The organism is Leisingera thetidis (assembly GCF_025857195.1).
Taxonomy (GTDB): Bacteria; Pseudomonadota; Alphaproteobacteria; order Rhodobacterales; family Rhodobacteraceae; genus Leisingera; species Leisingera thetidis.
Map to the genome: position 1 here is coordinate 2,530,392 of NZ_CP109787.1, position 13,872 is coordinate 2,544,263.

At 67.9% G+C, this 13,872-nt stretch carries 13 protein-coding genes; 5 read left to right on the plus strand and 8 right to left on the minus strand.

What is annotated here, in order from left to right; all coding sequences use genetic code 11:
* Positions 1-154: 154 nt before the first annotated feature.
* The 5 genes from OKQ63_RS12140 to rpiA form a co-directional block, all read right to left on the minus strand.
* Complete coding sequence (locus tag OKQ63_RS12140; RefSeq protein WP_264210334.1) at positions 155-349, minus strand: DUF2065 domain-containing protein; 195 nt, start codon at positions 347-349, stop codon at positions 155-157.
* On the minus strand, positions 350-1,231 hold the full coding sequence (hflC, locus tag OKQ63_RS12145; RefSeq protein WP_264210335.1) for a protease modulator HflC: 882 nt from the start codon (positions 1,229-1,231) through the stop codon (positions 350-352).
* Complete coding sequence (gene hflK / locus OKQ63_RS12150) at positions 1,231-2,367, minus strand: FtsH protease activity modulator HflK (protein ID WP_264210336.1); 1,137 nt, start codon at positions 2,365-2,367, stop codon at positions 1,231-1,233. The genes hflC and hflK overlap by 1 nt, the downstream gene beginning before the upstream one ends.
* A gap of 66 nt (positions 2,368-2,433) precedes the next feature.
* Positions 2,434-3,789, minus strand: a complete 1,356-nt coding sequence (gor, locus tag OKQ63_RS12155) for a glutathione-disulfide reductase (protein ID WP_264210337.1) — start codon at positions 3,787-3,789, stop codon at positions 2,434-2,436.
* A gap of 242 nt (positions 3,790-4,031) precedes the next feature.
* Entirely contained in the window at positions 4,032-4,820 is a 789-nt protein-coding gene (gene rpiA, locus OKQ63_RS12160; protein WP_264210338.1) for a ribose-5-phosphate isomerase RpiA, read from the minus strand.
* Between the two features lie 146 nt (positions 4,821-4,966).
* On the opposite strand from rpiA, the gene OKQ63_RS12165 reads away from it, so the two are divergent.
* The 4 genes from OKQ63_RS12165 to OKQ63_RS12180 all read left to right on the plus strand — a co-directional run bounded on the left by OKQ63_RS12165 (position 4,967) and on the right by OKQ63_RS12180 (position 9,067).
* On the plus strand, positions 4,967-5,743 hold the full coding sequence (locus OKQ63_RS12165; protein WP_264210339.1) for a methyltransferase domain-containing protein: 777 nt from the start codon (positions 4,967-4,969) through the stop codon (positions 5,741-5,743).
* A 132-nt stretch (positions 5,744-5,875) separates the two neighbouring features.
* Positions 5,876-6,583 (plus strand): glutathione S-transferase family protein, encoded by a 708-nt coding sequence (locus OKQ63_RS12170; RefSeq protein WP_264210340.1) that lies wholly within the window; start codon positions 5,876-5,878, stop codon positions 6,581-6,583.
* Positions 6,583-7,956, plus strand: coding sequence for an L-serine ammonia-lyase (locus tag OKQ63_RS12175; protein WP_264210341.1), 1,374 nt, complete (start codon positions 6,583-6,585; stop codon positions 7,954-7,956). Before OKQ63_RS12170 ends, OKQ63_RS12175 begins: the two co-directional genes overlap by 1 nt.
* A 196-nt stretch (positions 7,957-8,152) precedes the next feature.
* Positions 8,153-9,067: a DMT family transporter gene (locus OKQ63_RS12180; protein ID WP_264210342.1), complete on the plus strand. Its 915-nt coding sequence runs from the start codon at positions 8,153-8,155 to the stop codon at positions 9,065-9,067.
* Here OKQ63_RS12180 and OKQ63_RS12185 read toward each other — a convergent pair.
* Complete coding sequence (locus OKQ63_RS12185; RefSeq protein ID WP_264210343.1) at positions 9,054-9,716, minus strand: thiamine diphosphokinase; 663 nt, start codon at positions 9,714-9,716, stop codon at positions 9,054-9,056. The genes OKQ63_RS12180 and OKQ63_RS12185 overlap by 14 nt on opposite strands.
* A gap of 140 nt (positions 9,717-9,856) precedes the next feature.
* Between OKQ63_RS12185 and OKQ63_RS12190 the strand changes: the two genes are divergently transcribed.
* Positions 9,857-11,965 (plus strand): chemotaxis protein CheA, encoded by a 2,109-nt coding sequence (locus tag OKQ63_RS12190; protein ID WP_264210344.1) that lies wholly within the window; start codon positions 9,857-9,859, stop codon positions 11,963-11,965.
* Between the two features lie 170 nt (positions 11,966-12,135).
* On the opposite strand, the gene OKQ63_RS12195 is transcribed toward OKQ63_RS12190, so the two are convergent.
* Positions 12,136-12,372: a DUF2842 domain-containing protein gene (locus OKQ63_RS12195; RefSeq protein WP_264210345.1), complete on the minus strand. Its 237-nt coding sequence runs from the start codon at positions 12,370-12,372 to the stop codon at positions 12,136-12,138.
* Entirely contained in the window at positions 12,372-13,685 is a 1,314-nt protein-coding gene (locus tag OKQ63_RS12200; protein WP_264210346.1) for an adenylosuccinate synthase, read from the minus strand. The genes OKQ63_RS12195 and OKQ63_RS12200 overlap by 1 nt, the downstream gene beginning before the upstream one ends.
* Positions 13,686-13,872 lie beyond the last annotated feature (187 nt).

The following is a 13,872-nucleotide window of genomic DNA, read 5'->3' on the forward strand; positions in this document are numbered from 1 at the left end:
CCGTCCCGCAACAAATGTTGCAAGGAAATAAGCCGCTGTGACCCGGTTTTCAGGCCGCAGCCGCGGGCACGCGCCCTGCCGGCGGCCTCCTGGCAGGGAAAGTGCGCGTTTCCGCGGACATTCCGCATGCGCCGCGCCGCATCGCACCCGGCGGTCAGATCCCGGATCGGAACGCCAGCCAGACCAGGATCAGCCCCAGCGCCACTGCGGCCAGCCCGGCATTGCGGCGCTGCGCATCGCTCAGGGCCCGCAGCATCTCCAGCAGCCGCTCAACAAGCGAAGGGGCCAGTGCGTACACCAGCCCCTCTGCAATCAGCACCAGCCCGAGGGCCAGGAGGATGAACCCCACTTACTCGGCCGCCGGCTTGCCGTCCGAGGATTTCAGATAGTTGAAAAACTCGTTTTCCGGCGACAGCACCATGGTGGAATTCCCCGCCAGCAGCGAATTCGCATAGGCGTTGAGGCTGCGGTAGAATTCAAAGAACTCCGGATCGGCGCCATACGCCTCGGCAAAGATCGCGTTGCGTTCGGCATCCGATTCGCCGCGGATGATCTCGGCCTCGCGCTGCGCTTCCGACACCAGCTCCACCACGGTCCGGTCCGCCTGCGCCCGGATCCGCTGCGCCGCCTCGTTGCCGCGGGCGCGCTCGTCGGTGGCTTCGCGCACACGCTCGGCCCGCATCCGCTCAAAGGTGGCATCCAGGTTTTCGGCCGGCAGGTCGGTGCGCTTCAGCCGCACGTCGATGATGGCAATGCCCAGCGCGCGGGCATCGGCAATGGCGCCGTTGCGGATCCGCAGCATCAGCGCCGCCCGGTCGGAACTCAGGATGTCGTTGGAGCTGACCGAGCCGAGGATTTCCCGGGTCTGCGCCCGCAGGATCGAATCCAGCCGGTTCTCCGCGGTGGCGATGCCGCCGACGCCAACCGCCTGGCGGAACCGGTTCACGTCCACGATGCGGTAGCGCGCAAAGGCGTCGACCACCAGGCGGCGGTCGTCCGACGGGGTGATTTCCAGCGGATCGATATCGCGGCTCAGGATGCGGTCGTCATAGCGCACCACTTCCTGGATCAGCGGGATCTTGAACGCCAGGCCCGGATCTTCCTTGACCGAAACCACCCGGCCGAACTGCAGCACCAGCGCCTTTTCGCGCTCGTCCACGATGAACACCGACGACAGCGCCGTAATGGCAGCGATCACCAGCACCGGCAGCAAAAGAGTTGTCTTGCGCATCAGTTGCTTCCTCCGCGGCGCAGTTCATTCAGCGGCAGGTAGGGCACGACGCCCTGGCCCTCGCCCGACTGCTCGTCAAGAATGATCTTGTCGACCCGGCTCAGCACCGTTTCCATGGTTTCAATGTACAGGCGCTTGCGGGTCACCTCAGGCGCCTTCTGGTATTCCGCCAGAACCGCCGAGAAACGGCTGGCCTCACCCTGGGCTTCGTTGACGACACGGGCGCGGTAGCCTTCGGCCCGTTCCAGCAGTTCCGCAGCCTGGCCGCGGGCCTCGGCCAGCGCATTGTTGGCATAGGCATCCGCTTCGTTCTGGCGCCGGTCGCGTTCCTGTTCCGCAGCCTGCACGTCGCGGAACGCCGCGATCACCGAGGCCGGCGGGTCGGCCTTGTCGAAGTTGACGCGGATGATGTTGATGCCGCTGTCGTAGTCATCCAGGGTGAACTGGATCAGCTCCTGCAGCCGCGAGGCAATTGCGCCACGGTCGCGGTTCAGGATCGGCGCCAGCTCGGACTGGGCGATGATCTCGCGCATGGCCGATTCCGACACCGCCCGGATGGTGGGCCGCGCATCGCGCAGGTTGAACAGGAACTGCGCCGGATCGTTGATGTTCCAGACCACCTGGAAATCGATGTCGACGATGTTCTCGTCGCCGGTCAGCATCAGCCCGGCATCCGAGCCGCGCCCGCCGACGCCGATATCCTCGGTCTGTTCGCGGGTGACCGGCAGGATTTCCTTGGTCACCAGCGGCCAGGGGGCAAAGTTCAGGCCCGGCTGGCCGGTGGCGGAATATTCGCCCAGGAACAGCTCCACCGATTGCTCTTCCGGCTTCACGGTGTAGAAGCTGGCAAAGCCCCACAGGAAGGCCGCGGCCACCGCCGCCAGGCCCAGGGTGCCCTTGGAGAACAGCGGCGCACCGCCGCCGGGGCCGCCGCGCCCGCCGCGCCCGCCGCCGCCGCGCCCGCCCATCAGCACGCGCAGCTGCTCCTGGCCTTTCTTCACCAGCTCGTCGATCTCGGGAATCTGGGGCTCGTCCGGCTTGCGGCCGCCGCCGCCGCCGCCGTTGTTGCCCCGGTTGCCTCCTCCGCCGCCGGAAGAGCCGCCGCCCCCCCAGGGGCCACCGCTATTGCCCGCCATGTGTCTCCTATCCGTTTGCTGCCGCCAGCGGCGGCATATGTTCTAAATTCTTGCCGATCCGCCCCGTCAGGTGGTGCGGACCGGAGTCTTCAGCGTCACCAACTCTTCCGACATTGTCGGGTGCACCGCAACCGTGCGGTCGAAATCTTCCTTGGTCGCGCCCATCTTTACCGCGATTCCGGCCAGCTGGATCATCTCGCCGGCCCCGGGTGCGACAATATGGCAGCCCAGCACGCGGCGCGTCGCCTTCGACACCACCAGCTTCATCAGCACCTTCTGGGCGCGGCCGGCAAAGCTCTGCTGCATCGGCTTGAAGGCGGCGGAATAGACCTCGATCGCCTCCTGCCTGGCCGCGTCCTCTTCGCTCAGCCCGATGGTGCCCATTTCCGGCTGGGTGAAGATCGCGGTCGGGATCAGCGCGTGATCGGGGCTGGTCGGGTTCGCCTTGAACACCGTCTCGACAAAGGCCATGCCCTCGCGGATCGCCACCGGGGTCAGCGCAACCCGGTCGGTCACATCGCCCACCGCATAGACCGAGGGCACCGTGGTCTGGCTGTACTGGTCGACCACGATCTCGCCGCCCTTGCCGCGTTCGACGCCGATCTCCTCAAGGCCCAGGTTGTCCGCGTTGGGGGCGCGGCCGGTGGCATACATCACCTGATCGAACAGGTGCTCTTCGCCATTGGTGTCGGTGACCCGGATCCTGCCGCCGTCCTGGCGCATCGCGGTGACATTGATGTTCACCCGCAGGTCGACACCCGCCTCGCGCATGCCGTCGGCGATCACGCCGCGGGCTTCCTCGTCAAAGCCGCGCAGGATCTGGGCGCCGCGGTAGAACTGGGTGGTCCTGACGCCCAGCCCGTTCAGGATGCCTGCAAATTCGGATGCGATATAGCCGCCGCCGACGATCAGGATGCTTCCGGGCAGCTTGTCGAGGTGGAAAATCTCGTTCGAGGTGATCGCCAGCTCCGCGCCCGGCAAGTCCGGCACCGTCGGCCAGCCGCCGGTGGCGACCAGGATGTGCTTGGCGGTCTTGCGGGTGCCGTCGGCCAGCTCCACCGTATGGGCATCGGCCAGCCGGGCGCGCTGGTCGAAGCTTTCGACGCCGTTGGTCTTCAGGATGTTGCGGTAGACGCCTTCCAGCCGGTCCAGCTCGCCGTGCAGCTTGCCCTTGAAGGCATCCCAGTCAAAGCCGCCGGCGGTGATGTCCCAGCCATAGGCGCGGGCGTCCTCGGCCATGGTGGAATATTCCGAGGCAAACACCATCAGCTTCTTCGGCACGCAGCCGCGGATCACGCAGGTGCCGCCATAGCGGTCCTCTTCTGCCAGCGCCACCGTGGCGCCTTCCTGTGCCGCCACGCGGGCGGCCCGCACCCCGCCGGAGCCGCCGCCGATGACAAACAGATCGTAATCAAAGCTCATGAAGTTCTGCCCTTTGCAAGTCTTGTGATGGTATCCCACAACGGAGCACCAAACGCCATATGCCCAAGTGGGCGTTATTGCGCCGCTTTCAACCTTTTGCCGCGGTTTTGCACGGGGTTGTGAGGCGCAACGGCCCTACCCCGGTCAACGCGGCGGGCTTTGGCCAGCGCCCGCGCCGCCGCGCTGCAGGCCCGGCCCCGCCGTGGCAGGGCCGGCGGACCATCAGATCCTGGAAACGCCGGTCAATCCTGCAGGTCGGTGAACAGGTTGTCGGTCTCGACGAAATCCAGCTTGTCCTTTTCGACGGTGCCTTCATTGATGTCGCGCACCTCGACCCGGCCGTCGCCGAACCCGATCACCACGGTATCGCAGATGTCGATGAACAGGCCGTTCTCGATCACCCCGGGGATCTGGTTCATCACCAGCGCCAGCTGGCGGGCATTGCCGATGCGCTTCAGGTGCAGGTCGAGAATGTAGTTCCCCTCATCGGTCACAAACGGCGCATCGCCGTTCATCCGCAGGGTGGTGGTGCGGCCCATCACGTCCATCGACACCAGGGTTTCCTCGATCAGCGCCTGGCTGCTCTGCCAGCCGAACGGCAGCACCTCCAGCGGCAGCGGGAAGGCGCCCAGGGTCTCGACCGACTTGCTGGCATCGGCAATCACCACCATCTGGTCCGAGGCGGTGGCGACGATCTTCTCCTGCAGATGCGCGCCGCCGCCGCCCTTGATCAGGTTCAGGTCGGCATCGAACTCGTCGGCGCCGTCGATGGTCATGTCCAGCCATTTGGCCTCGTCCAGCGACACCACGTTGATGCCCACGTCCCGCGCCAGCGCCGCGGTGCGGCTGGAGGTCGGCACCGCGGTGATCTTCAGCCCGTCCTTCTGCACCATCTCGCCCAGGCAGCGCACCAGCCAGGCGGCGGTGGAGCCGGTGCCAAGGCCGACCCGCATGCCATCCTCAACCATATCCGCCGCCCGCTTGGCAGCTACGAATTTCGCCTTGTCGATGGGCGACAGCTCTCCGGTCATCAGGTGACTCCATGAATACGCGTTTGCCGCGGTTATAGGCAGTTTGCCGCCCATGCGCGAGAGGGCATTTGCGGCGGTTCTCCGCTCCCCGGCTGGAAATCCCGGCGCATCGGCCTACAGATCATCCTCTCAGAGGGCCTGATTTCATGCTGAACTTCGACGAAGAAACCACCCGCCTGCTCGAAGACGCCTACCAAGGCGCCGATGTGTCGCGGCGGCGGCAGGCGGCGTTTGACGCGTTGGCGCCGCAGCCGGGCGAGCGCATTCTCGACCTCGGCTGCGGCAACGGGCTGCTGACGCTGGAGCTGTCGCGCGCGGTCGGCCCCGGCGGCCATGTCGCCGGGCTCGACGCCAGCCCGCAGATGCTGGCCGCCGCCCGCCTGCGGCTGGAGGGGCGCGGCAACACCACCCTGACCGAAGGCGACGCGGCGCGGCTGCCGTTCGACGACGCCGGCTTTGACAAGGCCGCGGCGCTGCAGGTGTTCGAATACCTGACCGACCGCCGCCCGGCCCTGCGCGCGCTGCACAAGGCGCTGAAGCCCGGCGGGCGGCTGGTTGCCGGCGACATCCACTGGGACACCTTGGCCTGGCACAGCGACAACACCCGGCGCATGGAGCGGATGCTGGAGGCCTGGAGCCGCCACATGGCGGTGCGCGACCTGCCCGCAAAGCTGCCCGCCGAGCTGCGCAGCTGCGGGTTCGAGGTCCGGCAGATGCAGCCGGTCACCATCTGCGACACCGCGCTGCGCCCCGACGGGCTGGCGGCGATGATGATCCAGCTGATCCGCGCCTTTGCGGTGGACATCGGCGCCACCGACGCGGACGACGCCGCCGCCTGGGCGCGCGAGCAGCAGGAACTGGCGGCCGAGGGGCGGTTCTTCCTGTCGCTGACCCATTTCGTCTGCACGGCGCGCAAGCAGTAACGGCCTGAACCGCAGGCCGGATTCCGCCACCCGCCGGGCCGGCGGCGAAACATGCATCACAAAGGCGGGTTTCCTATTGGAAACGCCGGAAATGGACACATATCCAGCGCGTCCGCATCATAATATTACGCCATGAAACCCGAATACCGCCTCCACTACGCCCCCGACAACGCGTCACTGGTCATCCGGCTGGTGCTGGAGGAGCTTGGCCAGCCGTTCGAGACGGTTCTGGTCGACCGCAAGGCGGAAGCGCAGAACAGTGCGGAATACCGGGCGCTCAATCCCAACGGGCTGATCCCGGTGCTGGAAACCCCCGATGGCGCGCTGTTTGAAACCGCCGCCATCCTCTTGTGGCTGGCCGGCCGCCACGGCGCCATGGCCCCGGCGGCGGGCTCGGCTGCCTACGCGCCGTTCCTCAAATGGCTGTTCTTTGCCTCCAACACGCTGCATGCCGATTTGCGGATGCTGTTCTATCCTCAAAAATACATCGGCACTGACAGCGCCCAGCAGGACCAGCTGCAAAAGGTGCTGCGCCAGCGGCTGCAGGCGCATCTGGCCAACCTCGACCGCGCCGCCGCAGACCGCCCCGGCTGGCTCGGCGCGCCGCAGCCCTCGGTGCTGGATTATTACCTGGCCTGCCAGCTGCGCTGGATGGCGCTGTATCCCGCCGGCGCAGACCGCAGCTGGTTCGATCTTTCCCGCTGCCCCAGCCTGCAGCGCCTCTGCGCCGGGCTGGAGCACCGCCCCGCCGTTGCCAAGGCACAAGAGGCCGAAGGCCTCGGCGCCGCCCCGTTCACGTCCCCGGCTTACGCCAATCCCCCAGAAGGATCAGCCACCTGATGTTCCTCTCCGTTTTCGACATGTTCAAAGTGGGCATCGGCCCGTCGTCCTCCCACACCATGGGGCCGATGGTCGCCGCCGCGCGCTTCCTCGATATGATGCGCGCCTCGCCGTTCGAGTTCCACGGCCTGCGCGCCTCGCTGCACGGCTCGCTCGCCTTCACCGGCGTCGGCCATGCCACCGACCGCGCCACCATCCTCGGCCTCGGCGGCTTCCGCCCCGATGACTACGACGACGCAAAGGCCGAGGCCTTCCTCGCCGAACTGGCCGAAACCCGCACCATGCGGCCCGAAGGTCTGGGGGAGCTGCACTTCGACCCCAAGGCCGACATGATCTTCGACTATGATCACGCGCTGCCGGGCCATGCCAACGGCATGATCCTGATGGCCACCGATGCCCAGGGCGACGTGATCCTGCGGCAGGTGTTCTACTCGATCGGCGGCGGCTTTGTCGTCACCGAGGAGGAACTGGCCGCAGGCAAGGCGACCGAGGAAGGCGACCCGGTGCCCTACCCGTTCAAATCCGCCGCCGAGATGCTGGAGATGGCCAAGGCCAGCGGCAAATCCATCGCCGGCATGAAGCGCGCCAACGAGATCGCCCGCGGAGGGTCCGACAACCTGTCCAAGGGCACCGCCCGCATCTGGCAGGTGATGAACGACTGCATCAACCGCGGGCTGGAGCGCGACGGCATCCTGCCCGGCGGCCTCAAGGTGCGCCGCCGCGCCAAGGGCATCTATGACGCGCTGATGGCCGAGCGCGGCAAGAACCTGACCGCGCCGCACACCATCAACGACTGGATGAGCGTCTATGCAATGGCGGTGAACGAGGAAAACGCGGCCGGCGGCCAGGTTGTCACCGCCCCGACCAACGGCGCCGCGGGCACCCTGCCGGCCGTGATCCGCTATTACCTCGACCATGTGCCGGGCGCCTCCGAAAGCCACGTCGAGGACTTCCTGCTGACCGCCGCCGCCATTGCCGGCCTGGTCAAGTACAACGCATCCATTTCCGGTGCCGAAGCCGGCTGCCAGGCCGAGGTCGGCTCCGCCGCCGCGATGTCCGCCGCGGGCCTCTGCGCCGTGATGGGCGGCACCCCGGAGCAGGTGGAGAACGCCGCCGAGATCGCACTGGAGCATCACCTCGGCATGACCTGCGACCCGGTGAAGGGGCTGGTTCAGGTGCCCTGCATCGAGCGCAACGGGCTGGCGGCGATCAAGGCGGTCTCCGCCGCCTCCCTCGCCCTGCGCGGCGACGGCCAGCACTTCGTGCCGCTGGACGCCTGCATCGAGACCATGCGCCAGACCGGTGCCGACATGCATGACAAGTACAAGGAAACCTCGCTCGGCGGCCTCGCGGTGAACGTGCCGAACTGCTGATCATCCCGGCTTTCTTGAAAAGATAGCGAGACATAAGGCCCGGGCCTGACCTTGGGAGGGCGCGAATGCGCCTTCCCGGGGGGAAGGTCAGGCGCGGGCCGTGCCGCTGCGCGCCACGTCCCAAAAATACGCAATGCCTCTCCTTCCGCCGCAACTCCAGCTTGCACGATGGCTGTTGCACGCCTAGCGTGGCGCCATGACACAGGACCGGCCGCTCCTCGGCATCGCCCTGATGCTGGGCTTCTGCATGGTGATCCCGCTCGGGGATGCCATCGCCAAGCTGCTGACCAACCGGGTGCCGGTTGCCCAGATCGTCTTCATCCGCTTTGCCGCCCAGGCCGCGATCCTGATGCCGGTGGCGGTGATGCTGCGGCTGCCGCTCAGCCTGTCGCGCCGGGTGGCGCCGCTGCTGTTCCTGCGCACCCTGCTGCAGATGGGCGGCATCGGCGCCATGTTCACCGCCTTCCGCTACCTGCCGCTGGCCGATGCAGTCGCAATTGCCTTCGTGATGCCGTTCCTGATGCTGCTGCTCGGCAAATATGTCCTCGGCGAAGAGGTCGGCCTGCGCCGCCTCGGCGCCTGCGTGGTCGGCTTCACCGGCACCCTGCTGGTCATTCAGCCGAGCTTTGCCGCGGTCGGCTGGAACGCGCTGTGGCCGCTGCTGGTGGCGGTGATCTTTGCCCTGTTCATGCTGGTCACCCGCAAGATCGCCAAGGAAACCGATCCGGTCTCGCTGCAGGCGGTGGCCGGCGCCATGGGCACCGTGCTGCTGGCGCCGGTGCTGCTGGTCGGCGATGCCATCGGCCTGCCCGCCCTCTCCACCGCGCTGCCGCCGCAGGACACCTGGGCGCTGCTGGCCGCCGCCGGCGCCCTCGGCACGCTGGCGCATCTGCTGATGACCTGGAGCCTGCGGTTCGCCCCCACCTCGACGCTGGCCTCGATGCAGTATCTGGAAATCCCGGTCGCCGTGTTCTTCGGCTGGCTGGTCTTCGCCGAGCTGCCCAACACCCTTGCCGCCTTCGGCATCCTGCTGACGGTCAGCGCCGGGCTCTATGCGGTGCTGCGCGAGCGCAGGGCCTCGGAGGCCGCCGAGCGGATCAATCCCGCCTGATCGCGGCCATCACATCCGCCAGCAGCCGCCGCGGCACAATCGCCAGCAGCCCCGGCCCGTCCGGCATCAGCCGCACCGGCCCCAGCGCCCGGTTCGAGGTGCCGATCCGGCCCATCGGCGCCATCTGCAAGCCGTCGATCGGCCACTCCAGCCCCTCCGACCGCCCGGTCACCGGCTGCATCGGAAACAGCGAGATCACCTCGCCCGCCCGCGCCGGCAGCGCCACCGCACGGGTCAGGTGAAAGATCACTTCGGTGTCCCCGATCAGAATACAGGGGCTGCCGTGGCCCTGCACCAGCGTGTTGAAGGCCGCCAGCTGGTGATCCACCCGCGCCCCCAGAAACCCGGCCGCCAGCACCGCAGGCGCCGAGATGGCGCGCAGCGCCTTGTCGAAATCGGTGCTGTCCTGCTCCGCCACCCGGTGCAGGCTGGCAGGCGGCAGCTGCGCCCGCACCGCCTCCGGCAGCGAGTCGAAATCGCCGATCACCGCCTGCGGCACATGCCCCGCCGCCAGTGCCGCCGCCGCGCCGCCATCCGCCGCCGCCAGCCGCGGCGCCAGCGCCAAGGCCTCCTCCAGCGCCCCCGGCGCCAGTTCGCCGCCGCCCACCAGGGTGATTGGTTCCGGAACGTCAACAATAAAGGCTTTCATCGGCGGTATTCCCGGCAGTTTTGGAAACAGGTCACAATGTGAACACAAAATGATACGATCAATTGCACGGATTCGAGCAAAATTGGTCCTTCCAGCCCATATGGTGAATGGCAACAGAAGTGGCGAAGACGAGCGAGCTGATGGTACATAACAACAAAGTCCTGACCGTATCCTATGGAACCTTTTCCTGCACATTGGAAGGGTTCGAGGATTCCTTCGGCACGATGAAGGCCATCGCCGAGTATTTCCGCGACCTCGCGTCCGATGACCGCTACTTCGGCGCCGAGCCGCCGCAGCCCGATGCCGACATGCTGGCCCGCATCGCCCAGCGCGAGATTGCCCGCCAGGTCGAGGCCCGCACCAGCGACGGCGGCATCCACCTGCGCGCCGCCGCCCCGGCCCTTGCTGCCGCCGCAACCGCAACCGCTGCGCCCGCGGCGGTTTCGCCTGCGGCCTACCTCGCCACGGAACGGCCCGCGCAATCCCCCGCCCCGGCTCAGGACACCGCAGCCGAGACCCCGGCCACAGCCCCGGCGGAGACCCCGGCTCAGGCCGAGGCCGAAACCGCCGCCGCACCGGAAACCGCTCCGGAAACGGCCGAAGCGGAGACCGCAGAGGCCGAAGTCCAGGAAGAGACCCTCGCAGAAGAGACCCCGGCAGCAGCCGAAGCCGAAGCCGAAGCCGAAGCCGAAGCCGAAGCCGAAGCCGAAGCCGAAGCCGAAGCCGAAGCCGAAGCCGAAGAAACCATTGCCGCTGTGCTGGAAACCGCAAGCACCGATACGCAGCCCGCGGTTCAGAACGCCGCCCCGGCGGTCGAGCTGCTCGAAGTCAACGAGTCAGACGCCCTGGCAGACACGGACGCGGCAGAAGCGGCCCCGCGCGCGGAAGACGAAACCGTGCCCGCCGCCGACAGCATCGCCGCCAAGCTGCAGCGCATCCGCGCCGTGGTGGCGCAGACCCCGGAAGACGACTTCACCGAGGACGAGCATGCCGACGACGTGCTGGAAAGCGCAGCCGGGGACATCACCAGCGCGCTGCTGGAGGATGACAGCACCGATGCTCCGGACTTTGATGACGAGAGCGATCACGAAATCGCCAGGGCGCTGGACCGCCTGGACCTGGGCCGCGCGGCGGCACAGCAGGCGCAGGCCGCAGATGCGGATGCGGATGCGGATGCGGATGCGGATGCGGATGCGGATGCGGATGCGGATGCGGATGAAGACAGCCTGTTCACGGATCTGCAACCGGCTGCCGCCGCAGACGGCGCGGCAGACGGCGGCGCCGGCAACCTGCTGGCGGAGGACGCCGGCGGCGAACCGCCCGCCCCGGCAGCGCGCGTCCGCATCACCAAGGTCAAACGGGCCGACTTCGAGAAAGCCATCGCCTCCGGCCGCCTGCAGGACACCACCGCCGCCCCCGGCACCGCGCCGGCCACGCTCTCGGAAGAGGATGAAGCCGACCTGATGCGGGAGCTGGCCGAAGTGGAAGCGGAAATCCTTGCCGCTTCGGAACAGCCGGAAGACCCTGCAGCCGCGGCGGACAGCACCGCCGCAGATGCCGCCGCCCTGCCTGGATCGTCCAGCCCCGCCGACAGCGATGTCAGCCGGCTGATGGCCGCCGCGGATGAAAAGCTGGAAGACCCCGAATCCGCCTCCTCCCGCGAGGCCTACAGCCATTTGCGCGCCGCGGTTGCGGCCGCCAAGGCCGGCAGCCCGGCCGGCACCGCCACGGGCGGCGATGACGCCCGGCCCTACCGCGAAGACCTGGCCAATGTGGTGCGCCCGCGCCGCCCGGAAGCCCGCCAGGGCACATCCGAACGCCCGTCCAGCCCGGCGGCGCGCCCGGCACCGCTGAAACTGGTGGCCGCCCAGCGCATCGACGAAGGCGCAGCGCCGCAGCAGCCGGTGCGCCCGCGCCGGGTCTCGGCCGCGGTTCTGGGAGAGGCAAGCGAAGACGGCAGCGGCGGCGGCTTTGCCGCCTATGCCGCTGAACGCGGCGCCGCGGACCTGCACGAGCTGCTGGAGGCCGCCGCCGCCTACCTGAGCTTTGTCGAGGGCCGCGACCACTTCTCGCGGCCGCAGCTGATGAGCAAGGTGCGCAGCGCCGGCAGCGGCGAGTTCAACCGCGAGGACGGGCTGCGCTCCTTCGGCCAGCTCTTGCGCGACGGCAAGATCGAACGCTCCGGCAACGGCCAGTTCACCGCCTCCGGCGACATCGGCTTCAAGCCGGGCAAGCGCGCCGCCGGCTGACCGGCAGACAGCAGAACAGAAAAGGCGGCCCCGCGAGGCCGCCTTTTTTTCATTCCCGCAAGCCGCAGCGGCTTCTTCTGGCCGGATATATCCCGGGGTGAATTGGCCATGAGGCCAAGAGGGGCAGCGCCCCTCTTCCCTTCAAGCACGCGGGGCAGCGCCCCTCCCCCTCAGTCCGTGCCGGCGTCCGGATCCTGCTGGCCGACGCCGCGGAACACAAACTTGAACGGCAGCACCCAAACGACGCCCAGCGCCACATACACCACCAGCTCCAGCCACAAGGGCGGCCGGTCCAGCCAGTTCATCACCGTGACCGCCGCCACGATGTACACCGGCATCCCGACCAGCAGGATCACCAGCGCCCAGCGCCGCCGCGCCTTGTAGCTCAGGCCTTGCTTGTCAGCCATCAGTCGGCAAACGGGTCGGTCACCAGAATGGTGTCTTCCCGCTCCGGGCTGGTGGACAGCAGCGCCACCGGGCAGTCGATCAGCTCTTCCACGCGTTTGACGTATTTGATCGCATTGGCCGGTAGGTCGTTCCAGCTGCGCGCGCCTTCGGTGCTCTCGCTCCAGCCGTCCATCTCTTCATAGATGGGGGTGCAGCGGGCCTGGCTGTCGGCGGCGGTCGGCAGGTAGTCCAGGCGCTCGCCGTCCAGCTCGTAGCCGACGCAGATCTTCAGGGTCTCGAAGCCGTCCAGCACATCCAGCTTGGTCAGCGAGATGCCGTTGATGCCGGAGGTGGCGCAGGTCTGGCGCACCAGGCAGGCGTCGAACCAGCCGCAGCGGCGCTGGCGGCCGGTGGTGGTGCCGAACTCATGGCCGCGGGTGCCCAGGCGCTCGCCGTCCGCATCCGGGGTGCCGTCTTCCTTCAGCAGCTCGGTCGGGAACGGGCCTTCGCCGACGCGGGTGGTATAGGCCTTGACGATGCCCAGCACGTAATCGATCGAGCCCGGGCCGATGCCGACGCCGGTGGCCGCCTGGCCTGCAATCACGTTGGAGGAGGTGACAAACGGGTAAGTGCCGAAATCGATGTCCAGCAGCGCGCCCTGGGCGCCTTCGAACAGGATCCGCTTGCCCGCCTTGCGCTTTTCGTTCAGCACCTTCCAGACCGGCGCGGCAAACGGCAGGATCTGCGGCGCGATCTCCTTCAGCTGGGCGATCAGCGCATCGCGGTCCACCGGATCGACGCCCAGCCCGCGGCGCAGCGGGTCATGATGCTGCAGCGCGCGGTCGACGCGGGCAATCAGGGTGGCTTCATCGGCCAGGTCGGCGACGCGGATCGCGCGGCGGCCGACCTTGTCCTCATAGCAGGGGCCGATGCCGCGGCCGGTGGTGCCGATCTTGGTGCCCTTGGAGGCCGCCTCTTCGCGCGCCCGGTCCAGCTCGCCGTGCAGCGGCAGGATCAGCGGGGTGTTCTCGGCGATCATCAGGGTCTCCGGGGTGATCTCCACGCCCTGCGCCTGCACGGTGGCGATTTCCTTCATCAGGTGCCAGGGGTCCAGCACCACACCGTTGCCGATGACGCTCAGCTTGCCGCCGCGCACCACGCCCGAAGGCAGCGCGTGCAGCTTGTAGACCTTGCCGTCAATGACCAGCGTATGGCCGGCGTTGTGGCCGCCCTGGAAGCGCGCGATAACGTCTGCACGCTCGCTCAGCCAGTCCACGATCTTGCCTTTCCCCTCGTCGCCCCACTGGGCGCCGACTACGACGACGTTGGCCATATCCGGTCCTTTACAGTCTGGTTCAAACCCACGCTCATATAGCGATGCTGCGCGGGCAGTGGAACCGCAAATCCGCCGCGGGGGGCGGGAAATCACGGGGCGGAACAGCTTCCCCGCCCGGAATCAAGCCGCAGGCGCCGGGCGCGCGCCTGCCCGCCCCACCGGGAAGGCGCCCGCCCGGCGGCGC

Bases quoted from the DNA above. Each gene is read 5' to 3' on its own strand.
- OKQ63_RS12200 (WP_264210346.1), bottom strand. From the start codon at position 13,685: ATGGCCAACGTCGTCGTAGTCGGCGCCCAGTGGGGCGACGAGGGGAAA.
- OKQ63_RS12175 (WP_264210341.1), top strand. From the start codon at position 6,583: ATGTTCCTCTCCGTTTTCGACATGTTCAAAGTGGGCATCGGCCCGTCG.
- rpiA (WP_264210338.1), bottom strand. From the start codon at position 4,820: ATGACCGGAGAGCTGTCGCCCATCGACAAGGCGAAATTCGTAGCTGCC.
- OKQ63_RS12165 (WP_264210339.1), top strand. From the start codon at position 4,967: ATGCTGAACTTCGACGAAGAAACCACCCGCCTGCTCGAAGACGCCTAC.
- OKQ63_RS12195 (WP_264210345.1), bottom strand. From the start codon at position 12,372: ATGGCTGACAAGCAAGGCCTGAGCTACAAGGCGCGGCGGCGCTGGGCG.
- OKQ63_RS12190 (WP_264210344.1), top strand. From the start codon at position 9,857: ATGGTACATAACAACAAAGTCCTGACCGTATCCTATGGAACCTTTTCC.
- gor (WP_264210337.1), bottom strand. From the start codon at position 3,789: ATGAGCTTTGATTACGATCTGTTTGTCATCGGCGGCGGCTCCGGCGGG.
- hflK (WP_264210336.1), bottom strand. From the start codon at position 2,367: ATGGCGGGCAATAGCGGTGGCCCCTGGGGGGGCGGCGGCTCTTCCGGC.
- hflC (WP_264210335.1), bottom strand. From the start codon at position 1,231: ATGCGCAAGACAACTCTTTTGCTGCCGGTGCTGGTGATCGCTGCCATT.
- OKQ63_RS12180 (WP_264210342.1), top strand. From the start codon at position 8,153: ATGACACAGGACCGGCCGCTCCTCGGCATCGCCCTGATGCTGGGCTTC.
- OKQ63_RS12170 (WP_264210340.1), top strand. From the start codon at position 5,876: ATGAAACCCGAATACCGCCTCCACTACGCCCCCGACAACGCGTCACTG.
- OKQ63_RS12185 (WP_264210343.1), bottom strand. From the start codon at position 9,716: ATGAAAGCCTTTATTGTTGACGTTCCGGAACCAATCACCCTGGTGGGC.